Origin of the sequence: Streptomyces sp. Qhu_M48 (genome assembly GCF_051305195.1) — a bacterium.
Classification (GTDB): Bacteria; Actinomycetota; Actinomycetes; order Streptomycetales; family Streptomycetaceae; genus Streptomyces.
On sequence record NZ_CP195432.1, the window covers coordinates 5,514,275 to 5,537,513 of the forward strand.

The window sequence follows — 23,239 nt, forward strand, 5'->3', positions numbered from 1 at the left end:
CATGCGGTGTTCATGTGACGTCGTGCGTCAGAGGTACCGCTGCGTAGAGGGTTCGACGTCCGCGCCGAACTCGGCGTACGTCCAGCGGCGCCCGGTGGGGACGTCGACGAGCGCCCCCCGTTCGGGCCAGGCGGCGACGGCCCGGTCGAGGTTGGCGCCGATGGTGTCGCCGAGGAGCGCGGTGGTGGACACGCCGTGCGCGTAGGAGGGTTCCCCGGCGGGGACGGCGGTGGACGCTCCCCGCGCGTCGGAGAGTTCCCCGGCGGGGACGCCGGTGGCCATCCCGTGCGGTTCCGGACGTTCCTGCGGCGCGTTCACGCGAGGTGGTCCCCTTCCGTGTACTCCTTGCCGCCGCCTTCCGCGGTGAGGCGGCGCAGCTCCACCCGGCGGATCTTGCCCGAGACGGTCTTGGGCAGGTCGGCGAACTCGATGCGCCGGACGCGCTTGTACGGGGCGAGCACGGCGCGCGAGTGGGCGAAGAGGATCTTCGCGGTCTCCGCGTCCGGCTCCCAGCCCGCCGCGAGGACGACGTACGCCTTCGGGACGGCGAGCCGCAGCGGGTCGGGGGCGGGGACGACGGCCGCCTCGGCGACGGCCTCGTGCTCCAGGAGCGCGCTCTCCAGCTCGAAGGGGCTGATCTTGTAGTCGGAGGCCTTGAAGACGTCGTCGGAGCGCCCGACGTACGTGATGTACCCGTCCTCGTCCCGCGAACCGATGTCGCCGGTGCGGTAGTAGCCGCCCGCCATCGCCTCCGCCGTACGCTCCGGATCGCCGTGGTATCCGGTCATCAGGCCCATCGGCCGGGCGGACAGGTCGAGACAGATCTCGCCCTCCGCCACGTCCGGGCGGCCGCTCGCCGGGTCGACGAGGGTGACCCGGAAGCCGGGGCTCGGGCGTCCCATGGAGCCCTCCTTGAGCCGTTGTCCGGGGCTGTTGGACACTTGGACGGCGGTCTCGGTCTGGCCGAAGCCGTCCCGGACGGTGACGCCCCAGGCGCGCCGCACCGACTCGATGACCTCGGGGTTGAGCGGTTCGCCGGCGGCGACGACCTCGCGCGGCGGGGTCCTGAGCCGGCTCAGGTCGGCCTGGACCAGCATCCGCCACACGGTCGGCGGGGCGCAGAAGCTGGTGACGCCGTTGCGTTCCATCTCGTCCATCAGGCGGGCCGGGTCGAAGCGCGTGTAGGTGTGGATGAAGACAGTCGCCTCCGCGTTCCACGGGGCGAAGAGGTTGGACCAGGCGTGCTTGGCCCAGCCGGGCGAGGAGATGTTGAGGTGCACGTCGCCGGGCTTGAGACCGATCCAGTACATCGTCGCGAGGTGCCCGACCGGGTACGAGGTGTGGGTGTGCTCGACCAGCTTCGGCCGGGCGGTCGTACCGGAGGTGAAGTACAGCATCAGGGTGTCGTCGGCGAGGGTGACGCCCTCGGGCTCGAACACCTCGGACGCGCGCTCCGCGTGCTCGTAGCCGAGCCAGCCCACGCCGTCGCCGCCGACCGCGATCCGGGTGTACTCCCCGGGGACGTCGTCGAACTTGGCGATGTCCTCGGCGCGCGCGATCACATGGCGGGCGCGGCCCCGGTCGACGCGGTCGCGCAGATCGGCGGGGCCGAGGAGCGGCGTGGCGGGGATGACGACGGCGCGCAGCTTCATCGCGGCGAGCACCGTCTCCCACAGTTCGACCTGGTTGCCGAGCATCACGATGATCCGGTCGCCCGCGCGCACGCCCTGGGCGCGCAGCCAGTTCGCGACGCGGTTCGAACGGGCGGACATCCCGGCGAAGGACACCTTCGTCTCGGAGCCGTCCTCCTCGACGAGGTGCAGCGCGGTCCGGTCGTTGCCCTCGGCGATGACGTCGAACCATTCGAGCGCCCAGTTGAACCGGTCGGGCCGGGGCCAGACGAAGCCCTCGTAGGCCGTCCCGTAGTCCTCGCGATGCTGGAGCAGGAAGTCCCGGGCGGCCCGGAACCTCTCCGTCGCGCTGGTCGCGCTCGTAGCCGTCATGCGTCCTCCTCGTTGCGGGACCGGTCCGGGACATCGTGCAATCAGTGACCCAGGTCTCACTACCCCCGTTCGGGGGCTGCCCATCGGCGGGCGGGTCTACGACGCGGCCGTCGCGGCGGCCCGTGACGTGGAGCAGGCGCTCGCGGTACGGGAGGAGGTCGGACGACTGCTCACGCCACCGCCCTCGGGGCCGTCGTGGGAGGAGGTACGGCAGGCGTACGGGGAGCTGCGCGAGCTGGCGCCACGGGTCGAGGACCCGGAACTGCGGGACCGTCTGCTCGCGGTGTGCGGACGTCTGGAATCGGCCTCGGGGACCTCCGTACCGGCCCCGGGTGTGCTCCTGACCGCCCGCGAGACGGACGTGCTGGCGGCGGTGGCGACGGGGGCGACGAACGCGACGGCGGCGGCGCGGCTCGGTCTGCGCCCGGAGACGGTGAAGGGCTATCTGCGCTCGGCGATGCGGAAGCTGGGCGCGCACACCCGCATGGAGGCGGTGGTGTCGGCCCGCCGGGCGGGCGCGCTGCCGTGAGGCCGAGGTCGCGGGTGCGGATCGCCCGGGCGGGGGGCTACGTCTCGGGGGTGCCGAAGACGATGTCGTACGGGATGTCCGACGGGGTCATGAGCCGGAGGGTCCGCTCGGCCTCGGCGGTGAGCGCGGCGCGCCGGTCGCGCGTCACGCGCGCGAAGGGTTCGACGGTGAGGGTGGTGCGGTCCTTCGCCTCGTCGAGGTGCCAGATCCCGGCGAGGAAGCCGTCGAGGAGGAAGACGCGGTGCGCCTGGTTGCCGGTCCACGTGCGGCCCCGGGCCTCCTCGGGCACGACCCGGCCGCGGTCGGCGTGCGAGAGGAGCAGGTTGTCGAACTCGGGCAGGAACCGGGGCGGGGCCGGGGTGTCCTCGTCGGGGCGGGGGGCGTCGGGCAGGTCGAAGAGCTCCGTGCCGCGCTCGCTCCGGAAGGCGAGCAGCCGGGGCCGCAGCCGCTCGAACGCCTCACCGAGCCGGGTGAGCCCGCACCAGGTGCGCATGTCCTTCACGGAGGCGGGCCCGAAGGCGCCGAGGTAGCGGAGGACCGTCTCGTCGACGTCGGCCGCCTCCTGCGCGGGGTCGTCGAACCATCGGTCGGTGGTGGTCAGCGCGACCCGGCCGCCGCGCCCCCACAGGCCGCGCGGGGTGACCTGGACCAGGGGAAGCAGGCAGCGGGCGGCGACCGAGAGGGACTGCGGGTCGGCGTCGGGCCAGAGGGGGAGGAGTTCCTCGCGCAGCTCCTTGGGGGTGCGGGGCCGCTCCTCGACGAGCGCGCGGGCGGTGGTGGCGAGCCGGTCGAGGTCGACGCCGTCGAGCCCCTTGCGGGAGACGAAGACGGCGAGCTCGCGGTCGATGGCCCCGGGCTGGACGAGCCGGCGGAGGGCGACCGCGTCGCGGGCGGTGTGGGTGTGCACGGTGGAGCGCATGGTGACGATGCGGGCGACGGCGCGGGACTCCATCAGCGCGGACAGCTGCTCGGGCCGGAAGCCGTCGAGGCGGGCGGCGAGCGCGTAGTACGGAGGCTTGGTGTTCTGCGCCTGGAGGCCGATGAGGTGCTCGACGGCCTCCGTGACGCCCATCGGGGCGGGGCGCAGGAGCAGCTGGCGGGCGAGGGTGGCGCGGTTCAGGGCGCGGGTGCCGAGGACGGGATGCGTCGTCTTGAGGGCCATGTCGGGCACGCTACCCGGACTTGCGGACAGATACGGTCCGCAAGAGGGCGAGGCGTCCCGGGCGCACCACGGGACGACGGGAGGCGGCCGGGGGCGCACCGCGAGAACGCGCGAGGCGCCCGGGGGCCCGCTACAGGACGACGAGGTGACCCTGGGCGAGCCACGGCATCCTCCGGGACGGACCGGGCCTCAGCGATTCACCCCATATATCCTTCCCACGAGACCCAGGAGGTACCCGAGATGCCCGACCGCCGCCCTCGCGCGGCGTGGCGCCGCCCCCAGGCGGAGCCGCCCGCGACGACCGTCCAGGAACCGCCGACGGAGCGGTCGAGCGTGGTGCAGGCCAGCCTGTACCGGGACGGCCTCCGGGTCTCCTCCCCCGCGACGCTCGCGGACACCTTCCGGCAGCTGCGCGAGCACCCGGACGGCATGGCGTGGATCGGCCTCCATCGCCCGACGGAGGAGGAACTCCACTCCCTGGCAGCCGAGTTCGACCTCCACGAACTCGCCGTGGAGGACGCACTCGAAGCCCACCAGCGGCCCAAGCTGGAACGGTACGGCGACACCCTGTTCGTCGTCCTGCGGGCGGCCCGCTATCTGGACGCCCAGGAGGAGGTCGAGTTCGGCGAACTCCACATCTTCGTGGGCCCGGACTTCCTGATCACGGTCCGCCACGGCGCAGCCCCGGACCTCTCGACGGTCCGCCACCGCATGGAGAAGGACCCGGACCTCCTGGCACTGGGCCCGGAGGCGGTCCTGTACGCGATCCTGGACGCGGTGGTCGACGGCTACGCCCCGGTGGTGGCGGGGGTGCAGAACGACATCGACGAGATCGAGACGGAGGTCTTCGGCGGCGACCCGGCGGTCTCCCGCCGCATCTACGAACTCTCCCGCGAGATGGTCGAGTTCCAGCGCGCCACCCGTCCCCTGGTGGGCATGCTCCACGGCCTGATGGCCGGCTTCGCCAAGTACGGCACGGACGAGGAACTCCAGCGCTACCTCCGCGACGTGGCCGACCACGTCACCCACACCAGCGAACGGGTGGACGGCTTCCGCCAGGCCCTGACGGACATCCTGACGGTCAACGCGACCCTGGTCACCCAACAACAGAACGCGGAGATGCGGGCGTTGGCGGAGGCGGGCTTCGAACAGAACGAGGAGATCAAGAAGATCTCGGCCTGGGCGGCAATTCTCTTCGCACCCACACTCGTCGGAACCATCTACGGCATGAACTTCGACTCCATGCCGGAACTGCACTGGACGGGCGGATATCCGTTCGCGATCGGCCTGATGGGACTTGTCTGCACGAGTTTGTACGTGATTTTCAAGCGGCGTGACTGGCTCTAGGGAGCGATCGACCCCGCTCATGCCGCGCGCTTGGTGTGCTTCAGCACCCCCTCCACGGACCGCCCGTCTCGGGCTCCGGGGAGTCCCTGAGCCGCGCGGCGGCAGAGCGAGCGGGACAACCTCGACGAGGTGACCGCCGACTTCGACGAAGTCAACGGCCCCGCCGATCCCGAGGCCGTGTCAGCCGAGAGGGGCAGGCTCACCGGCGGTGCTCCGCCCGCGCGGCCAGGTGGGGAGGCCTTCCGGTCCGAGCCCGGTCCGAACGGAGGGTGGCACCCCGGCCGGCCCGGACCCGCTCCTGTCGTCGCGGAGGTCGGTCCGTCAGCTCGTCGCCCGTACCGCGTCCCTGATCAGGTCGGCGACCCGGGTGGGCTCGGACAGGACGACGGCGTGGGAGGCGTCCGGGAGTTCGACGACGACAGCTCCGGCCCGTGCGGCGCCGAAGTGCTGGACCTCGGGGCTGATCGTGCGGTCCGCCCCGGCCACCAGAGCCCAGGACGGTTTCGTCCGCCACGCCGCCGCGGACGCGGTCTCGGTGAAGGCGGCCGTGGCGAGCGGGCGTTGGGTCGCTGCCAGGACACCTGCGACGTCCTCGGGTACGTCCGCCGCGAAGACCGAGGGAAAGGCCGTCTCCTCGATGGTGACCTCGACCGCCGAGTCGCCGTCGAGGAGCGGGTACGTCCACTCCTTCAGGTGGGCCGTCAGCGGGGACTCGGGGAAGCCCCCTTGGAGCTGGCCGAGGCTCTCGCCCGCGCGGGGCACGTAGGCGGCCACGTAGACGAGCGCGACGACGTTCTCCGCGGCGCCGGCCACGGTGATCAGCGCACCGCCGTAGGAGTGGCCGACGAGTACGGCCGGGCCGTCGACCTGCGCGAGGACGGAGGTGAGGTAGGCGGCGTCCGACGTCAGCCCCCGCAGCGGGTTCGACGGAGCGATCACCGGGATACCGCTGCTCCGCAGTTCCGAGATGACGCCTATCCAGCCTGTCGCGTCGGCGAAGGCACCGTGCACGAGGACGACGGTGGGGTGGGGCATGCGAGTTCTCTTCTCGGTGTCGGGCCACGGGTGGGGCGTCGTCACGACGGTCAGGGCGCGGCCCGGAGTGCGGCAAGAGGTCCGTGCGGCTCTTACTCACGGTAGAGCCGTGGAAACGGCGCCTCTTGTACGTGCGCGCATCCGCGCCGGCATGACAGCGCACACGCGCCTCAGGGCCTTCGCTCGTCCTGGGCGCCGGCGGCCGTCGACGCGAAGGCCGAGGTCGCCAGCGCCTGCCATTCGCTGGGGCTCATGCCGTAGGCCCCGCGGAACGTGCGGCTGAAGTGCGAGGGGCTGCTGAAGCCCCAGCGGTGTGCCACCGCGGCCATGGTGATCCTCCGGTTGGAGCGGCCCAGCTCGAGCCGGCAGAACTCGAGCCTGCGCTGCCGCACCCAATGGCTCACCGTGCTGCCGTCGTTCTGGAACAGCTTCTGCAGGTAGCGGACGGAGATGTGGTGGGCGCGTGCGATCGACTCCGGTGAGAGGTCCGGGTCCATCAGATGCTCTTCGATGTAGCCGTGGATACGGGACAGCATCTCGTTGACGGCCCCGGACGCGTCGTCGGCCTCGTCCGTCGTGTCCGCGTCGAGGAGCTCCATGACCAGGACGGAGAGGAGGTGTACGGCCGTCCGGGCACGCCGGTCCCCGATCGTGGACCGGCGGAACTCGGCCCTGGCGGCGAGCGCGGTCAGGAAGTCGGACGCCAGCGCCCCGATCCCCTCCCCGCCACGTACGGGCACGCCGAGCACCTGGTTCAGTTCCGACTCCGTGACGCCCAGATAGCAGCGGGGCACCCGGAAGAAGATCATCTGGCAGTCCTCGCCGAACTGCAGCAGGTGCTGTCGGCCCGGGTCGCAGAAGACCAGGTCGTTCCGCTCCAACAGGGTCCTGGCACTCTCGTGGACGACGGTGACGGGCCCACGGACATGGACGCCCAGGTAGACGTGGGTCCGGTCGTTCGTCTCCGGCATCTCGGAAAGCATCTGGACCAGCCACCCCGAGCGGGAGGAGGGCGAGGTCGGATCGGGCGCTTGCCGGGGCACCCGTTCGGGCGCACGAGACATCAGTGTGGGGGGCATGGGATTCCTTCCTAGCCGTAGGTGCGGGCGGCGGCGGGCAGATTCACGCCCCGTTCGCCGTTTCCTCGGCCAGGAACTTCTCCACCACGGCGTTGAAGGCCGGCGGGTTCTCCAGGAAGGGGAAGTGCGAGCTCGCCACGTCGGAGGCGAAGACGTGCAGGCGTGCGCCGGGAATCCGCTCGGCGACGAAACGCTGCGAATCGGGGTGCACATGGCTTCCCTCACAGCCGATCACCAGGGTCGGCACATCGATCCGGGGAAGCACGTCGCGCCAGTCCTGCGCGCAGTGGTCGAACAGCAGCGGTACGCCCGCGTAGGCGGGTGTCGACCGGATCTCCTCTCCGACGAAGGCCAGCAGCTCGGGGTCGGGCTCGCCGGAGAACATGCCGCGCACGAAGTCGGCGCGGACCGAGTCGCCCTCGGGACCCGCGAGAGCCGCGCCCAGGTACAACAGCCCCGACACATCGAAGATGGCACCGGAGTCCCGCTGTTCCCGCTCGGTCATCCAGGGCACGGCGGCGACCGCCGCGGGCTGGTCGACGGCGACGAAGCGCCGGATCCGTCCGGTCCCGTACTGGTCGATGAAGCTCCACCAGACCGAGGCGCCCATGGACCAGCCCAGTGCGTCGAAGCGGTCGAGACCGAGATGGTCGACGAGTTCGAGCACGTCGCGGGAGAGCCGGGCTATGCGGTAGCCGTGACGCGGCTTGCCGGACTTCCCGTGGCCGCGGAGGTCGACGGTGACGACGCGCCGGCCGGGCGCCAACCCCTCGATCTGGTGGCGGAACATCGCCTGCGTCTGCCCCCAGCCGTGCAGCATCAAGAGCGGGACGCCCTCGCCGCCGGTGTCCTGGTACGCGAGCCGCGCGCCGTCCGTCGTGATCAGTTCCTTCATGACCTCTCCCCTGGTCAGAGGGCGGTGCGTCGTTCCCGCCCGTCCCGAACATCATCGAATGGGGCCCGCCGCCCGCACCACCGCGAGCTGTAGGAATCGGGCCGTGAATCCTCCACGCTTTGTCGAAGCACGTCCGTGGTCGGAGGGGCCGTGGTCAGACGGCCCCGTCGCCGCCCGGGGCGAGGAGTTCCTCGATCCTGAGGCCGAGGTGCAGAGTGAGCCGGTGGGCGCCGTCGTCGAGGTCCAGTCCGGTGATCTCCTGGATCTGGCGCAGGCGGTAGTAGAGCGAGGTGCGGTGGATTCCCAGCGTGTCCGCGGTCCGGGGAATCGATCCCGCGTGTTCGAGGAAGCAGTGCAGGGTGTCCCGCAGGCGGTCGCCGCCATGAGTGTCGCTCAGGGTACGGAGCGGCTCTGGGACCAAGGACGCGTTCAGGGCGTGCTCGGGGAGCTGGAGCAGCACCGCGAGCTCCCCGAGCAGCTCCCAGTCGGCGGCGTTCTTCAGGGTGGGCAGTCGGCGTGCCGCGCGTGCGGCCACGAGCGCCTGCTCGTACGACGTCCATGCGTCGTCCAGACTGGGGTGCCGGCCGCCGACGCCGATCACGGGGTCCGCCGACGGGCCCAGGAAGGTGCGGAGTTCGTCGAGGATGCGAGCGGACTGGGCAGCGACCTCGTCCGGGCCGGGTGGGCGGTCGCGGAGCTGGAGCAAGGTCGCCCGCTCCTTGCCGATCGCGATGAGGCCCTGGGCGGAGCGCGTCTGCCGGAACCCCTCCAGCGCCCCCCACAGGGCCGCCTCGGACTGTCGCACGAGCTCGGTGGCGCAGCTCAGCTGGACGACGGTGACCAGGACGTGCTCGGCTGCTCCGAGCAGTCCGAGTTCCTTGGCTCGCCGCCGCGCGCTGGTACGGGCCGCGACGTCGGTGCCGACGAGTTCGAGGACCAGGTCCCGCTCGTCGGCCCTCCGGGTGTCGGCGGAGATGCGCTCCCCGTACATCTGGGCGGCCATGGCGTCCGCGGCCCGGGCGATGGCACGCGTCTCCTGCTCCCCGAGCACCTTGTCGGGCACGACCACCATGAGCAGCCCGAGGAGATGCCCGCGCTCACGCAACGGCACGACGTAACGGGGCAGCAGCCCGAGATCGTCACGGCCGTCCACGAATCCGGCTCGGGACCACTGGGTCACGCCCTGGGCGAGGACGTAGCGGATGGCCGCGTTGTCGGCGCGGCCCTGCAACAGGGTGCCGATGCGTACCGGGTCCTCGTCGCCGAAATGGCGGCTCGTGCAGACCAGGCGGACCAGCGGGTCGTCGACGGCGACGGACCGGCCGAGCCGCTCCGCGAGCTCGTCGACAAGCGCCTGGAGCTCGGGGCTGCCAGGGCGGGCTCGCTGGAGCCTGAGGGTCATGCGCTGTTCCTCTCTCGACCAACTGTCCCCGCGGACTTCTCCACTCCGCGGCTCTTGATCATTCTGAGGAGGCGACGACGTCGGCACATCACACGAATCGTCCATTGCCATGAGGCCCACACGGGATGCGAAGCGGTTACTCTCCGCTGTCACGGTCCTTCGTCAGCCGGGTCAGCTCCCCGCGCGAGGTGACGTCCAGCTTGGTGAAGGACCGGCGCAGGTGCGAACTCACCGTGTGCGACGAGAGGGAGAGGTGCTCGGCCACCTGTTGGTTGGTCAGCCCTTGGGCCACGAGCCGCACCACCCGCATCTCCGCGGCCGTCAGCTCGGGCCATGCACGGGAGAGTCCGGCCGTCGAGGGCCGGCGGCGGACACCAGCGGCCCGCAGGCGCCGGCGGACGCGTGCGACGTCCCGCTCGGCGCCCGCTCGCGCGTAGAGCGTGAGGGCCGTGTCGAAGTACGGCACCGCTTCGGACTTGCGGGTGGCCGCCAGCTTGCGTCCGGCGTCCTCCAGTGCCGACGCCCGGGCCAACGGCCGAGGGCAGTCCTCGTACAGCCGGACGGCGCGTACGAGAGGGGCGAGGTCGTTGTCGAGGAGCCCCCGGGCGTGCGCGGCGGTGGCGGCGAGGAACGTGAGGTCGGGGTTGAGCACGGCAAGTCGCTCGGCCAGGGCCACCGCCTGCGCGGCCCGTTCGTGTGCGCCGGCGCGCAGCGCCAGGCGGACGAGGACCGGGGCGTCGGCGGGGTCGACCAAGCCGGCGTAGGCCGGCCGGTCCGCGACGGGCGACGTCATCACCTCGTCGAGTTCGGCCATGGCACGGTCGGGCCGGCCTTCGAAGTCGGCCATCAGTGCCAGCATCCAGGAGCCGAAGTGCCGGACGACGGGTGCGCCGTCGCTCCGCATGCGCCGCGCCTCCGCCGCGTACGCTCGTCCGGTCTGCTGGTCGTTGGTGTGGAGGGCGACGCGCATCATCACGTACCGGAGCGTGACGTCGGCGAGGTTGCCCGGGCCGAGATCGTCGGTCGTCGCGGACGCGGCTTCGGCGTCGGCCCGGGCGTCCGTCAGCCGTCCGGCCTCCAGAAGGATGCGGGAACGGGTCATGAGCCACATGGCGGTGGCCGCCGTCCGGCCCTGCTCCCTGGTGATCCGGATGCCCTCCTCCGCGGCGGCGAGCGCCTCCGCGGAGCGTCCGGTGGTGTTCGACAGGAGAGCGTGCCACAAGGCCTCCGGAACCCACAGCGAGGTGCTGACGCCCAGAGCGTCGGCCAGCGCGACGGACCGCTCGGCCTGCCGGAACGCCTCGGTCAAGTCCATGCGGTGGAAGCTCGCGGCCGAGCGGACCGTCGTCAGCGTGGCCTCGGCGGAACGGTCCCCCGCTGCCGCCGCGGTCTCCCACGCCTCCGCGGCGACCCGCTCGGCCGCAGAGTGCTCGCCCGACATCGACAGGCCGACAGCGAGCATGGCGAGCAGTCGCCCCCTCAAGTCCACGGGGGTCCCGTGCAGTGCCGACCCGGCGCGGGCCTGGCGGACCGCCTCGGTGAAGTCGAACGGTACGGCGAGGCGTGCCAGGGCAAGGCGTATGCGGGCCTCGTCCTCCGGTCCGAGAGCGCCGGTCGCCAGGACGGAGGCTCCCAGCTCACGCGCCTGGGCGGCCCGGCCCGTCTGCCAGAGCAGCGGGATCGTCTCGGCGATGACCCGCGGCCGCTCTGGGGCGTCCGCCGAGGTGAGTTCCAGGGCCTTGAGACTGCGTTCCGCGGCGGGTCCGGGAGCGGTGGCGGCGAGTTCCGCCGCGGCGGTGCGCAGCAGGTCGGCCTCCGCCGCGTCTGCCGGTGCTCTCCCGGCCGATGGTTGGAGGCGATCGACGGGGGAGGCCGCGCTCCCCGGAGACAGCCCGCCGGCTTGACCACGCAGGGCCTGACGCAGGGGCAGGGGGAGGCCGGCATCCACCGCCTCGCGGATCAGGTCGTGGCGGAAGGCGAGGTGATCGCCGCTTTCGATGAGCAGATCGGCGTCGAGGGATTCCCGTACCGCTGTGATGAGCGCCGCCGAGGACCTGCCGAGCAGTTCGGCCAGCCGCGCGACGGTGACCGGGCCGCCCGCGGCGGCCGCCGTCCGCACCAGCGCCCGTGCCTCGTCGGACAGCTGGTCGAGGCGGCGCACGACAGAGGGAAGTTCCTGTGGGGCGGGGGGTCCGGCCGACAGCCTGGCCGTGCCGTCCTCGGTCGTCACCGCCTCCCGAAGCGAGCCGAGCAGTTCGACCAGCAGTCGCGGTACTCCTTCGGCGCGACGGACGACACGGAGGACGTCCGCGTCGGGAGCGGCGCCGAGGACGTCCTCGGTGATCCGTGTGGTGGCCTGGTCGTCCAGCGCTCCCAGCGCCAGCTCCTGCGCGCCTGCCTGCCGGATCCGGTCCAGGGTCGTGCGCACTCCCGACGGCACGCTGCCGCCGCGCACGGCGACCAGCCACAGGATGGCGTGCGACGAGAGTCCGGCCGCGAGGGTGTTGAAGGTGAGAAGGGTCAGGTCGTCGCACCACTGGAGGTCGTCGAGGACGACGAGCAGGGGGCCGTTTCGAGCCGTCTCCCGCAGGCGGTCCCCCAGTTCCTGGAGCAGCCAGAAGCGCTGGCCGGGTGTCGTGGCGAGGTCCCTGAGACGGACGGCGCCCGACAGGGGTTCCTCGCCGGAGAGCAGACCGTCGAGGAGCGGGCCGAGCGGCACGCACTGTTCGTCGGGGTCCGCCGCTCCCTCGAACACCCTCGTCCCGCGCCGCCTCGCGGCTGCCGCGGCCTCCGCGAGGACCCTGGACCTGCCGATGCCGACGGGGCCTTCGACGCGGATGATCCCGCCTTCGCCCCGGTCGAGCGCGTCGAGCCGCGCCTCGATGGACGCCAGTTCGGCGTCCCTGCCTCGGAGGCGCGTCCGTACCCCTTCGGGTTCCTCGGGCACGGTCCTTGTCGTCACTCGGTTCACGCTCATACGGCGGAACAGTATGAACCATATGAACCACCTCGCCGTCGCCCGCCCCCAGGGGCCCGTCTCAGTCGAAGCGCAGGTCGGCGAGTTGCCGTTCGAGGACGGTGACGTCGTCCTCGGGCTCTTCACCGACCGGGCGCGCCGCCATGAGCGCGGCGAGCTCGACGCCCGCCCGGCGGACGCGGCCGGGCAGGCCGTCGGTGTACTCGTCTCCCCCCGAGCCCCAGTCCTCGGAGGCCGCGAACACGGCGGTGGGGACGACGACGGCGCGGAGATAGGCGAAGAGCGGGCGCACGGCGTGCTCAAGGACCAGGGAGTGACGGGCGGTACCGCCCGTCGCCGCGGTCAGGACCGGCTTCCCGGAGAGGGCGTCCGGGTCGATCACGTCGAAGAAGGACTTGAAGAGACCGCTGTAGGAAGCCGCGAACACGGGAGTCACCACGATCAGGCCGTCAGCCGCCGTCACCGCGTCGATCGCGGCGCTCAGTCGCGGCGGCGGAAAGCCCGTCACGAGGTGGTCGGCGATGTCGCCGGCCAGTTCCCGCAGCTCCACGACCTCGGTCGACGGCGCCTGCCCCCGGGCGGCGAGTTCGTCGCGGGCCGCCTCGGCCAGCCGGTCCGCGAGCAGGCGGGTGGAGGAGGGGGTGCTCAGCCCCGCGGAGACGACGATCAGCTTCATGCGGCGGACACCTCCCGGGAGGCCCGGAGGGATGCGTGCGTTGGGGCCTCCGGCACGTCGGACGGACGCCCCTTGGCGAATTCCCTCCGCAGCACGGGCACGACCTCTTCGCCGAGGATGTCGAGCTGTTCAAGGACGGTCTTCAGGGGCAGGCCCGCGTGGTCCATCAGGAACAGCTGGCGCTGGTAGTCGCCGACGCTCTCCCGGAACGACAGGGTCCGCTCGATGACCTGCTGGGGAGAGCCCACCGTCAGCGGGGTCTGCTCGGTGAAGTCCTCCAGCGACGGGCCGTGGCCGTACACGGGAGCGTTGTCGAAATAGGGACGGAACTCCCGTACGGCATCCTGGGAGTTCTTCCGCATGAAGACCTGTCCGCCCAGGCCGACGATGGCGTCCTCCGGCCGGCCGTGGCCGTGGTGCGCGAACCGGCGCCGGTAGAGCTGCACCATGCGCCGGGTGTGGTCGGCCGGCCAGAAGATGTTGTTGTGGAAGAAGCCGTCTCCGTGGAAGGCGGCCTGCTCCGCGATCTCGGGGGACCTGATGGATCCGTGCCAGACGAACGGCGGGACGCCGTCCAGGGGCCTGGGTGTCGAGGTGAAGGCCTGGAGCGGCGTACGGAAGGTGCCCTCCCAGTCCACGACGTCCTCGCGCCACAGCCGGCGCAACAGCGTGTAGTTCTCCCTGGCGAGGTCGATGCCCTGGCGGATGTCCTGGCCGAACCACGGGTAGACCGGCCCGGTGTTGCCGCGCCCCAGCATGAGGTCGACCCGGCCGTCGGCCAGGTGCTGGAGCATCGCGTAGTCCTCGGCGATCTTCACCGGGTCGTTGGTGGTGATCAGCGTCGTGGACGTGGAAAGGATCAGCCTCTCGGTGCGGGCGGCGATGTGGCCGAGCATGGTCGTCGGCGACGACGGGACGAACGGCGGATTGTGGTGCTCGCCTGTCGCGAAGACGTCCAGGCCGACTTCCTCGGCCTTGAGGGCGATGGCGACCATCGCCTTGATGCGCTCGTGTTCCGACGGAGTACGGCCGTTGGTGGGGTCGGGGGTCACGTCCCCGACGGTGAAGATGCCGAACTGCATGGGGTGTCTGCTCTCCTGAGCTCGTCCGGTTCCCGCGCCGGGGAACCGGGGGCCGGGGTGGCGCCGGGGGATCCGGCGCCACCCGGCGGGTCGACGGTGCGGCGTCACTTCGCCAGGAAGGCGAGCAGGGCGGTGTTGACCTCCTCGGCGTGGGTCCACAGCAGACCGTGCGGGGCGCCCTCGATCTCGACGTAGTCGGCCGACGGGAGCGCCTTGTGGAAGGGGCGTGCGGTGCCCTCGGCCGGCAGGATGCGGTCGGCGGTGCCGTGCAGGATCAGGGCCGGCACGTCGACGGCGGGGATGTCGGCGCGGAAGTCGGTGTACCAGGTCGCCGGCGCGGCGGACGCGGCGAAGGAGCCGCCGCGGGCCGCGGTGTTCCAGCTGTCGCGGACGGCCTCCTCGCTGATGCGAGTGCCCAGGTTCTCGTCGAGGTTGTAGAAATCGTTGAAGAAGGCCGTGTAGTAGGCGTAGCGGTCGGCCTTGACGGCGGCGACGACGCCGTCGAAGAACTCCTTCGGGGCGACGCCGTCCGGGTTGTCGTCGCTCTTGAGCAGGCAGGGCTCGAGCGAGGCCAGGAAGGCGACCTTGGCGACCCGGCCGGAGCCGTACGTGGACACGTAGCGGGCGACCTCGCCGGTGCCCATGGAGAAACCGACCAGGACGGCGTCCTTCAGGTCGAGGGTCTCCATCACGGTGTTCAGGTCGGCGGCGAAGGTGTCGTAGTCGTAGCCGACGGTCGGCTGCGAGGACTGCCCGAATCCGCGGCGGTCGTACGTGATCACGCGGTGGCCGGCGTCGAGCAGCGCGGCGCTCTGGCGCTCCCAGGAGTGGCCGTCGAGCGGGAAGCCGTGGATGAGGACGACGGGCTGCCCGGCACCCTGGTCCTCGAAGTACAGCTCGATGGGGTTGGTGTTCTCCTGGCCCACGGTGATGTACGGCATGGGGATGCTTCCTCGATTCCGGGTCGGCTGGTCCGCGCGTCGAAGCGGCGCGGTATGCCCGTCACGCTAGGCCCGGTCCCGCACCTTCTGTTGCCGTACGACGCACCACCCCTTGCACGGGGACGCAGAGGTCACTCAGCCGTCGGTGGCTGTTCCGGCGTCGCCCTCCGCGAGCACGATCCGGGCCAGGTGGACCCTCGAGCGCACCGAGAGCTTGCGGAAGATCGACGCCAGATGAGTGTTGACCGTGTGCGGGGAGACGACGAGGGCCTCCGCGGCCGACCTGTTGGTGTGGCCCGCGGCGATCAGCCGGGCGACCTTGCGTTCCGAGGCAGTGAGCGCGTCCCAGCCCTGGCCGGGACGCGGCCGGAGGCCTCCGGCGCGCCGGCCGGAGCGGCTGGTGGCCCGTTCCAGATCGGCCCGGACCCGGGCGGCCTCGGCATCGGCCCCCGCCTGGGCGTAGATGTCGTGGGCCCTGGTCAGAGCGGGTGTCGCGGCGGGGTCGCCCGCTGTGAGCAGCGCGTGCCCGAGGTCGGCGGACGCGGCGGCGAGGGCCAGCGGCCGGGGGCCGGTGAGGAGGATGCGGACCGACCGCTCCAGGAGTCCCGGGTCGGCGTTCGCCAAGGCGGACGCGTGGGCGGCCGCCCCCTGGGCGGTCGGCACGCCGGGGTTGCGGGTGGCGTGTTCGACAGCCTGGGCCGCGAGGTCCTCGGCCAGGTTCCGGTCCCCGCCGCGCAGGGCGATCCGCACGGCCTGGACGACATGGGGGCGCAGCAGCCGCCATCGGAGGAAGGGATGGTCCCGCTGCACGGATCGGACCAGTTCGGCCGCTGCCGTGTGGTCGCCGTCGGCGTCGGCGACGACGGCCTCGAAGTACTGGTGCGTGGCGTGGTTGCCCGTGTTCGGCCGCTCGGCCACGGTCGCCCGCACGACGTCCAGGTGTTCCCGCGCGGCTTCGCGGTCGCCGCGCAGCATCGCGAGGAGGCCGCGGTTGACGCGGATGTTGACCAGGTTGCCGGGCACGCGGAGGTCCGCTTCGATCCGCTCGGCGGTGACGAGATCGGCGTCCGCGTCGTCGAGCCGGCCGAGCCCCATGTTCAGGGTTCCCTGGGCCCAGCTCAGCATGGCGGGACGCTGGGGAGCGTCGCCCGCCGTCCGGAGCAGTCGCCGTACGGTGTCGAAGTCGTCCAGGTGGATCCGGGCGACGGCCTCCTCGGGCAGGAAGGCCGTGTCGAACACGCTCAGCGCCGTGTGGTGTTCGACGGCGGCGGCGCAGTCGCCCGCGTTGAGGGCGATCTCGCCGAGGCCCCACAGCGCGAGGACACGGGCCTCCCGGTCACCGGACCGCTCCGCTTCGGCGAGCGCCCGTTCGCCGGTCTCGCGAGCGGCCCCGAGGTCGCGCCCGCGGGACCGGGCGAGGGCCTGTCGGGCGGTGAGCCGGGCGCGGATCGTCGGGTCGGTGACGACCGCCAGTGCCGCCGTCGAGCGGCGGGTCAGCTCGTGGACGTCGTCGAGGTGCCACAGCGTGTCGCCGAGTACGGACTGCAGACGGGCGAAGACGTCCAGGGGCGGCTGCCGGGCGAGCAGCGTGTCGCCGGTGTCCCGTGCCTGGGTGTACCGGCCCGCGCGGGTCAGCGCGACGATGGCCCGTTCTCCCACGTCGAACACCATGGGCAGGTGGGGCGGTACGAGTTCCAGGGCGCGTACGGCCAGGTCGGCGGCGAGGTCGGGCATCACGGCGATCACGTCAGTGGCGGCCGTGCCGAGCAGCCCGATCGCCTCCTGGTCGCCTGGTTCGGCGCTCTTCAGCAGATGCGGGACCGCGTCGGTGGAGCTCCGGCCTGCCGCGACGAGCCGGCTCGCGGCCTCGCGGTGGAGCGCCCGGCGTACGGAGGGGGCGAGATCGGCGTACACCGCCTGGCGGAGCAGGTCGTGGCGGAACAGGAGGCGTTCACCGTCGTCGTGGAGGAGGGCGGCGGCGAGCGCCTCGTCCACTTCGGCGCTGAGTCCGGAGGCGGGCCGGCCACACAGGGCGGCGGCGTCGGCGAGCGAGAACGCGCGGCCGAGGACCGAGCCGATCCGCAGGAAGTGGAGGGTGTCCGGCCGCAGGTCGGCCAGCCGGTCGCGTACACCGCGGACCAGCCGCTCCGGCGGCTCCGGCGCGTTCGCGCCCGAGGCCGCGATGCCCGAGAGCATCTCGGCAGCGAGGAAGGGGTTGCCTCCCGCGCCATCGAGAAGTTCCGCGACCTGCGTCGGCACGTCCCCGCCGAGGACGTCCCGCGCCAGCTCGGCCAGGGCCGTGCCGGACAGCGGCCGGAGGGGGAGGGTCGTCGTCCGCGGCCCCTGCCCGTACAGTTCCGGGTCGTTCCTGCCCGTGAGCAGCCAGAGGACCGGGGAGCTGAGCAGCCGTGCCGGCATGACGCTCAGGGCGAACCGGCTCAGCGGGTCGGCCCATTGGACGTCGTCGACCGCGATCAGTACGGGCGTGCCCGTCGAGCGTTCCTCGATCAGCTGGGCCAGTCGTTCGACGAGCCAGACGCGCTGGCCGTGATGGCCCGCGAGGTCTGCGAAGTCCGTGCTGGACAGCAGCGGCGGGTCACCGTGCAGGAGGCCGGAGGCCAGTGAGGCGAGCGGTGCCAGCTCGTGCAGTTCCTCGGCGCGTCCATGGCTGACGACGAACCCGTGGGCCCGCGCGACCGAGACGGTCTCCTGCAGCAGTACGGTCTTCCCGATCCCGGGCTCGCCCAGGAGCAGCGCGATCGCTCCTCCCTCGCCGTCGCGCACCGCCTCGACCAGGGCGCGCAACCGCTCCAGCTCGGCTTCGCGGCCCCGCAGACCGGGCCGGCTCAGCGCCGTGCTCCCGGCCACCGCCATGCCTTCCCCCTCGGGCCGGTCGAGGCTCATCCCTTGACCGATCCGGCGAGCAGTCCCCGTGCGAAGTGCCGCCGGAGGCAGAAGAAGACGAGCAGCGGGACGAAAGCCGCCACGAAGGCTCCTGCGGTGAGCCGCTGCCACTCGTCGCCGTACGTCCCGGCCAGGCTCGCCAGTCTGACCGTCATCGGCGCGGTCTCGGCCGTCCCGCCCGACAGCGTCAGTGCCACGAGGAGGTCGTTCCACACCCAGATGAACTGGATGATGGCGAAGGAGACCAGGGCCGGGCGGGCCAAGGGCAGGACGATCCGGAGCAGCGACGTCCCGTGCGACGCGCCGTCGACGCGGGCGGCCTCGATCAGGTCCCGTGGCAGCCCCGCCAGGAAGTTGTGCAGGAGGAACACCGCGAACGGCAGCGCGAAGACCGTGTGGGCGAACCAGACCTGGCCGAAACGCGCGGGACCGGTGAGGTCCCACGCGGGCAGGAACAGCCAGCCCTGGGAGAACAGCTTCAGAAGGGGGACGAGCGCCATCTGGAGCGGCACGACCTGGAGCGCGAAGATGCCGACGACGAGCGCGTCCCGCCCCCTGAAGTCGATCCACGCCAGGGCGTACGCCGCGAGAAACGCCAGTACGAGCGGGAACAGCACCGAGGGAAGGGCGATGACGACGGAATTGACGAAGTACTCCGCGAGCCGCCCCGACGCGTTCCCGCCGCCGGACAGCACCTCGCCGTAGTTGTCGAGCGTGAGGTGCGGCGTACCGAACACGGTCCACCAGCCCGTCGTCTTGATCTCCTCCTCGGGACGGAACGAGGAGAGCAGCAGACCAAGGGTCGGTGTCGTCCAGAGGACCGCGATCACCACGGCGATCGACGTGAAGGCGCGGGAGGCCAGACGCTCCCGGACGCCGTTCACACCGTCCTCCGCCGTGCCCGGACCTGGTGGGCGACGAAGGGGGTGACGAGGACGAAGAGGAGCACGGCGAGCGCCGCGCCGCGGCCTGTCTCGCCGTAGCGGAAGGCCTGGTCGTACATCTCGTGGGCGATGACGCCCGTGTCGAACTGTCCGCCGGTCATGGTCTTGACGATGTCGAAGGCCTTGAGGGTGCCGATCGCCTGGGTGAGGACCACGACGAGCAGCGTGGGCCTGATCGACGGCATGGTGATCCGCCAGAAGATCTGCCGGGGGGACGCGCCGTCGAGTCGGGCCGCCTCGGTCAGCTCTCCGGGAACGGCCCTGATCGCGCCGGCCAGCAGGACGGCCGCGAAGCCCGCCTGTGTCCACACCATCACCGCGATGAGGAACAGGACGTTCCAGGGAGAGTCCACGAGCCATTGCCTGGGTTCGCCGCCGGACGCGACAACGAGCCGGTTCAGCAGCCCGATCTGCCCGGTCTCCGTGGGACGGTAGGCGTAGACGAACTTCCAGACGACACCCGCGCCGACGAAGGAGATCGCCATCGGCATCAGGACGAGGGACAGCGCGAACGCTCTGAACCGCGACCGTTCGACGGCCGCCGCGTAGAGCAGACCGACCGAGGCCGCCAGCAACGGCACGAGCACCACCCACGCCAGGGTGTTGCGCAGCGCCACCCTCGCCCGGGGGTCGGTGACCATCCACACGTAGTTGTCCCAGCCTGCCCACGCGTCTCCCCCGCTGTCGGTGAACGACAGGACCAGGGTGCGCAGACCGGGCAGGAGGAGACCCACCGTGAGCAGCAGCAGCGCGGGGGCCAGCAGGAGGAGGGCCGCGGCCCTTCTCCGAACCGGCCCCCGGTGCAGCGCCAGCAGAATCAGGGAGACCACCGCCGCGAAGGCGGCGACGCCCTGGAGCAGGTACAGCAGCTTGGGCTGCTGGGCGACGACGTCGAACGACATCAGCGGCTCGGCCAGGACCGTTCGATGGAGTCGGCGACCTGCCGGGTGCGCGCGCCGCCGATCCAGTCGACTAATCCCTTCCAGAACGTCCCGGCGCCGACCGAAGCGGGCATCAGGTCCGAACCGTCGAACCTGAACTGTGTCCTGTGATCCTGGAGCAGCCGGATCGAGAGCCTGTCCACGGGGGTGGCGGCGTTCGCCGGATCCACGCCCTTGTTCGCCGAGACGAACGGGCCCTTCCTCATACGCGCGTTCGCGAAGTCCGCGGAGGCCAGATACTCCTGATAGGCCCGTACTTCGGGACGGTCGGCGAACGCCGCGGTGAACACTCCACCGCCCAGTACGGGGCGGTTGGCCGGGTCGGCCCCCGGCAGGAGGAAGGCGTAGACGTCCTTGTCCGGTCCGATCTCGGTGCCCTTCGGCCACATGTCGGCATAGAACGAGGCCTGGCGGTGCATCGCGCAGTCGCCGGAGAGAATCGGTGTGCCGGCCTCCTGGAAGGAGACCGACGCCATCGAACGGGCCGGACCGAAAACGCCGTTGACGTACCGGTCGTTCCTGAGGATGGACCCCACGGTGTCCATGGCCTTGATCACCCGAGGGTCGTTGAACGGGATCTCGTGGGCGACCCACTGGTCGTAGACGTCCGTGCCCTGCTGACGCAGCAGGACGTCCTCGATCCAGTCCGTCACGGGCCAGCCGGTCGCCTCGGCGGACTCGATGCCCGCGCACCACGGCTTGACGCCCGACGCCGCGACCTTCTCCGTCACGGCCATCAGCTCGGACCACGTACGGGGAACGCTCAGTCCCCTGGCGTGGAAGAACTTCGGCGCGTACCAGACGAACGACTTCACGTTCGCGACCAGTGGCGTGCCGTAGAGGGTGCCGTTCACGGTCGCGTAGCTGTTCCAGTCCGCCGACCAGCCCTGCTTCGCGAGGGCCACGACCCCGGCGCTCGCGGGCTTCAGCTTCCCCGCCCGCGCGAAGCGTTCCAGGAGCCCGGGCTGAGGGAAGAACGCCACGTCAGGCGCGTTCCCGCCGTCGACCCGGAGCTGGATCCGGGCCTCGAACTCCCCGTCCCCCTCGTAGTGGACGTCGATTCCCGTGCAGTCCGCGAAGTCCGCCCAGGTCTCCTCGAACAGATCGGCCTCCCGGTCCCGGTTCTCCGCGTAGACGGTGACCTTGGTGCCGGGGTGCCTGCCGTACCTGGCGTACGGCCCACAGTCCACGGCGGTGTGCGACTGCGCACCACTGTCCTGCGGAACACCGCAGGCGGCGGCAAGGGCGGCGAGGGCGATGACCGCGAGCGCGAGCCTCGCGCCGAACCTCATGGGTGTTGCTCCTCCGATCGCCCGCCGAAGGATCCTCGGGGGCGATCAGAAGCTACCAGCGCTCAAACATTATCGACTAATCGCTTCGATCCTGGACGATCGGGTCAGTGAGCGGTGGACCGGGCCGCGTCCTCGATCAGCTCCGCCACGGCCTTGGGATGGGCAAGCATGACCAGGTGGGAGGAGTCGACCTCGACGGTGGTCATGCCGGCGCGCTCATAGCCGTAGCGCTCCACATCGGGGTTGATCGTGCGGTCGGAGGAGGCGACCAGGCCCCACGAGGGCTTGGTCTTCCACGCCGCGACAGGCGCCGCCTCCGAGAAGGCACGTGCGGCCAAGGGGCGCTGGGAGACGGCGAGCACCGCGGCGAGGTCGGGGTCGACGTCCGCCGCGAAGAGGGCGGGGAACTTCTCGATCTCCACCGAGACGTCGGTGCCGGTCTCGGTGGAGCCGGCCACCGGGAACGGGGTGTGGACGAGCGCGTCGGCGAGGCCGGAGTCGGGGAAGCGACCCTGCAGCTCACCCAGGCTCTCGCCCTCCTCCAGCGCGTATCCCGCGAGGTACACCAGTGCGCGGACGTTGTCCTCCGTCCCGGCGAGGGTGATGACGGCACCGCCGTAGGAGTGCCCGACCAGGATCACGGGGCCCTCGACGGCGCGGATCACCGAGGCGATGTACGCGGCGTCGTCGACGAGGCCGCGGTTGGGCACCGCCGGAGCCACCACCTCCATGCCGGCGGCGGTCAGTTCGGGGATGACGCGGGCGAAGCTGGAGGCGTCGGCGAAGGCGCCGTGGACCAGGACGACGGTGGGGCGGGCGTGCCGGGGCATGGGGGAACTCCTCGGTGCGTGACGGGGATGGGGCTGGGGACAGGGACAGGGATGGGACTGGGATGCGGGAGAGGGATGCGCGGTGCTTCACAGGCCGAAGCGGGCGCGCCTCGCCTCGGGCACCAGGTCGGTGTACTCGGGGTGCTTGCCGATCCAGCCCCGGACGAAGGGGCAGTACGGCAGGACGCGCAGCCCACGGGCCCGGGCGTCGTCGAGCGCTCCCCGGGCAAGGAGACCGCCCAAGCCCTGGCCGGCGAACCGGCTGTCGATCTCGGTGTGGATGAAGGCGATCTCGCCCTCCGAGAGGTGGTACTCGGCGAAGCCCGCGGTCTCGGTGCCGTCGTCGCCGGCGAGGATCTCGTACCGGGACTTCTGAGGCCGGTCCGTCACCTGCGGTTCCATGGGTGCTCCTGTGCGGTCGTGGTGTGACGGGGTGGGTGGGCGCGGTCAGAGCGTGCGGCGTACGCCCGCCTGGCGTTCCAGGTTGCGGAGCTGGACGGCCAGGTCGCCTTCCACGGCGAGGTGGGCGGGGCCGCTGCGGCCGATGGGCAGGACCTGTTCGCTGCGCATGTCCTCGAGCATCAGGGCGAACGCCGTGTACATCGCGACCAGCGCCACCAAGAGGCCGAGCGCACCGGACGTGCGCGTCAGCCATTCGGCGCCGGTGATGCCCCCGAGACCGGTGGCCGCCCAGCGAGGCAGGGAGACCGCGAGGACGAGCCACAGGGCGCGCTTGGGCCGGGTCACGGCGGTCATCAGGGCCCCGAAGCAGAGGAGCGCCAGGTTGAACACGCCGAGGACCTGAAGGCCGTCGGCCGCGCCGCTGAGCATGATGAGCGAGTAGGGCAGCCAGCTGCCGGCGAAGACCGCCATCAGCGTAGCCGCGATCACGTCACGGGCGCCGAAGGCCAGGAAACTCACCAGGAGTTGGAGGACGAAGGCCGGCAGCACGGTGTAGGCGACGGCGGCGCGGGCCGCCTCGTCGAAGAGCCCGAGCTGGAGGCAGCCCGTCATCACGGAGGCGATGGCTATCGTGAAGAAGCCGAGCGGCATGGGTGAGGCGATGGGGCGCAGGTTGATCCGTGTCATCGACCGGAGGTCCGGTTCGAAACGGCGTCCCGGGGGCGCGTCCGGCGAGGTCGCCGGGGTGTCGCCGCTGTCGGCGGCGGGGGAGGCTGCGGACATCGGGTGAATCTCTCT

18 protein-coding genes and 2 pseudogenes are annotated in these 23,239 nt (G+C 71.6%); 2 read left to right on the forward strand and 18 right to left on the reverse strand.

Annotated elements, in window-relative coordinates; all coding sequences use genetic code 11:
• Positions 1 to 51 precede the first annotated feature (51 nt).
• Both ACRRSS_RS24960 and ACRRSS_RS24965 read right to left on the reverse strand, forming a co-directional pair.
• Positions 52 to 282, reverse strand: a pseudogene (locus ACRRSS_RS24960) (hypothetical protein); the annotation flags it as partial.
• 32 nt (positions 283 to 314) lie between these two features.
• Entirely contained in the window at positions 315 to 2,003 is a 1,689-nt protein-coding gene (locus ACRRSS_RS24965; RefSeq protein ID WP_435973349.1) for an AMP-binding protein, read from the reverse strand.
• 70 nt (positions 2,004 to 2,073) lie between these two features.
• On the opposite strand from ACRRSS_RS24965, the pseudogene ACRRSS_RS24970 reads away from it, so the two are divergent.
• Positions 2,074 to 2,532: pseudogene (locus ACRRSS_RS24970) on the forward strand (response regulator transcription factor); the annotation flags it as partial.
• Between the two features lie 37 nt (positions 2,533 to 2,569).
• Here the strand turns inward: ACRRSS_RS24970 and ACRRSS_RS24975 are convergent.
• Positions 2,570 to 3,694 (reverse strand): winged helix DNA-binding domain-containing protein, encoded by a 1,125-nt coding sequence (locus ACRRSS_RS24975; protein WP_435973350.1) that lies wholly within the window; start codon positions 3,692 to 3,694, stop codon positions 2,570 to 2,572.
• A 240-nt stretch (positions 3,695 to 3,934) separates the two neighbouring features.
• Between ACRRSS_RS24975 and ACRRSS_RS24980 the strand changes: the two genes are divergently transcribed.
• Positions 3,935 to 5,041 (forward strand): magnesium and cobalt transport protein CorA, encoded by a 1,107-nt coding sequence (locus ACRRSS_RS24980; RefSeq protein WP_435973351.1) that lies wholly within the window; start codon positions 3,935 to 3,937, stop codon positions 5,039 to 5,041.
• Between the two features lie 321 nt (positions 5,042 to 5,362).
• Here the strand turns inward: ACRRSS_RS24980 and ACRRSS_RS24985 are convergent, their stop codons facing one another.
• The 15 genes from ACRRSS_RS24985 to ACRRSS_RS25055 form a co-directional block, all read right to left on the reverse strand.
• Entirely contained in the window at positions 5,363 to 6,076 is a 714-nt protein-coding gene (locus ACRRSS_RS24985) for an alpha/beta fold hydrolase (protein WP_435973352.1), read from the reverse strand.
• A gap of 170 nt (positions 6,077 to 6,246) precedes the next feature.
• Positions 6,247 to 7,047, reverse strand: a complete 801-nt coding sequence (locus tag ACRRSS_RS24990) for a helix-turn-helix domain-containing protein (protein ID WP_435973353.1) — start codon at positions 7,045 to 7,047, stop codon at positions 6,247 to 6,249.
• Between the two features lie 151 nt (positions 7,048 to 7,198).
• Positions 7,199 to 8,050 carry an alpha/beta fold hydrolase gene (locus tag ACRRSS_RS24995; protein WP_435973354.1) on the reverse strand — a complete coding sequence of 284 codons (852 nt, stop codon included), beginning with the start codon at positions 8,048 to 8,050 and terminating at the stop codon, positions 7,199 to 7,201.
• A 154-nt stretch (positions 8,051 to 8,204) separates the two neighbouring features.
• Entirely contained in the window at positions 8,205 to 9,452 is a 1,248-nt protein-coding gene (locus ACRRSS_RS25000) for a PucR family transcriptional regulator (RefSeq protein WP_435973355.1), read from the reverse strand.
• Between the two features lie 136 nt (positions 9,453 to 9,588).
• A complete protein-coding gene (locus ACRRSS_RS25005) occupies positions 9,589 to 12,429 on the reverse strand; it encodes an AAA family ATPase (protein ID WP_435973356.1) in 2,841 nt (946 codons plus the stop codon).
• Positions 12,430 to 12,490: 61 nt separating this feature from the next.
• Positions 12,491 to 13,105, reverse strand: coding sequence for an FMN reductase (locus ACRRSS_RS25010; RefSeq protein ID WP_435973357.1), 615 nt, complete (start codon positions 13,103 to 13,105; stop codon positions 12,491 to 12,493).
• On the reverse strand, positions 13,102 to 14,187 hold the full coding sequence (locus ACRRSS_RS25015; protein WP_435973358.1) for an LLM class flavin-dependent oxidoreductase: 1,086 nt from the start codon (positions 14,185 to 14,187) through the stop codon (positions 13,102 to 13,104). The genes ACRRSS_RS25010 and ACRRSS_RS25015 overlap by 4 nt, the downstream gene beginning before the upstream one ends.
• Before the next feature lie 104 nt (positions 14,188 to 14,291).
• Positions 14,292 to 15,128 carry an alpha/beta fold hydrolase gene (locus tag ACRRSS_RS25020; protein WP_435973359.1) on the reverse strand — a complete coding sequence of 279 codons (837 nt, stop codon included), beginning with the start codon at positions 15,126 to 15,128 and terminating at the stop codon, positions 14,292 to 14,294.
• A 135-nt stretch (positions 15,129 to 15,263) separates the two neighbouring features.
• Positions 15,264 to 18,032 carry a helix-turn-helix transcriptional regulator gene (locus tag ACRRSS_RS25025; protein ID WP_435973360.1) on the reverse strand — a complete coding sequence of 923 codons (2,769 nt, stop codon included), beginning with the start codon at positions 18,030 to 18,032 and terminating at the stop codon, positions 15,264 to 15,266.
• The gene (locus ACRRSS_RS25030; RefSeq protein ID WP_435973361.1) at positions 18,029 to 18,916 is read right to left on the reverse strand and encodes a carbohydrate ABC transporter permease; all 888 of its coding nucleotides are present in this window, start codon (positions 18,914 to 18,916) and stop codon (positions 18,029 to 18,031) included. Before ACRRSS_RS25030 ends, ACRRSS_RS25025 begins: the two co-directional genes overlap by 4 nt.
• Positions 18,913 to 19,878 (reverse strand): carbohydrate ABC transporter permease, encoded by a 966-nt coding sequence (locus tag ACRRSS_RS25035; RefSeq protein ID WP_435973362.1) that lies wholly within the window; start codon positions 19,876 to 19,878, stop codon positions 18,913 to 18,915. The genes ACRRSS_RS25030 and ACRRSS_RS25035 overlap by 4 nt, the downstream gene beginning before the upstream one ends.
• Entirely contained in the window at positions 19,878 to 21,209 is a 1,332-nt protein-coding gene (locus tag ACRRSS_RS25040; RefSeq protein WP_435973363.1) for an ABC transporter substrate-binding protein, read from the reverse strand. Before ACRRSS_RS25040 ends, ACRRSS_RS25035 begins: the two co-directional genes overlap by 1 nt.
• 104 nt (positions 21,210 to 21,313) lie before the next feature.
• Positions 21,314 to 22,039: an alpha/beta fold hydrolase gene (locus tag ACRRSS_RS25045; RefSeq protein WP_435973364.1), complete on the reverse strand. Its 726-nt coding sequence runs from the start codon at positions 22,037 to 22,039 to the stop codon at positions 21,314 to 21,316.
• A gap of 87 nt (positions 22,040 to 22,126) precedes the next feature.
• A complete protein-coding gene (locus tag ACRRSS_RS25050; protein WP_406055351.1) occupies positions 22,127 to 22,441 on the reverse strand; it encodes a GNAT family N-acetyltransferase in 315 nt (104 codons plus the stop codon).
• A 45-nt stretch (positions 22,442 to 22,486) separates the two neighbouring features.
• Positions 22,487 to 23,224 (reverse strand): GPR1/FUN34/YaaH family transporter, encoded by a 738-nt coding sequence (locus ACRRSS_RS25055; protein ID WP_435973365.1) that lies wholly within the window; start codon positions 23,222 to 23,224, stop codon positions 22,487 to 22,489.
• Positions 23,225 to 23,239 lie beyond the last annotated feature (15 nt).